Origin of the sequence: Vreelandella olivaria, from assembly GCF_023507745.1 — a bacterium.
GTDB lineage: Bacteria > Pseudomonadota > Gammaproteobacteria > Pseudomonadales > Halomonadaceae > Vreelandella > Vreelandella olivaria_A.
Window position 1 is genome coordinate 1 of sequence record NZ_JALPZO010000103.1, and the last position, 527, is coordinate 527.

General features: G+C 63.6%; 1 protein-coding gene. It reads left to right on the forward strand.

The window, feature by feature from the left end:
- The coding region (locus HP566_RS08145) for a hypothetical protein (protein ID WP_249976763.1) at positions 1 to 527 on the forward strand (527 nt) is incomplete at both ends.

Here is a 527-nt window from a genome sequence, read left to right on the forward strand (position 1 = left end):
TCATGCGGGGCCACCATTACCACAGGAGCGGCCTGGTTCGAGGTGGAAGACGCCCCGGCAGCAATCAACGGCAGCGCCACCTCCTGCGGTGGCTATGTGGCTGCGTCATCGAGCGCTGTCACAGGCTCGCCCTCCTCAGTCTCCCTGGGGCCGGGCATCTCATTCCAGCGCATGTCGGCTGCCGACGTTGAGGCCGAGCTCAACGCCGAGATCGCCCGCAGCAATGCACAAACCGCCTCCTTTCAAGCAGCGGCGCAGGGCACGCCGGAAGATACCCAGCGGGACGAGGGCAATACCAGCAGCGATCTTGCCCCCGGCTTCATTATCGTGCGCAAACTCACACCCCGGGCGGAACTGAAACGTGACATTCTCCCCGCGCCCACCCCCGAGGTGGAAGCGATGTTCGAGCGTCTTAATGGCCACCTGGGCGAGGTAGTACTACCCGGCTCGATGGTGGTGCTCAGCGACCCCGATAACCTGCAATGCCGTCCCGAAGAAGACCAACTGATGCAGGAAGCCAGCAAGGT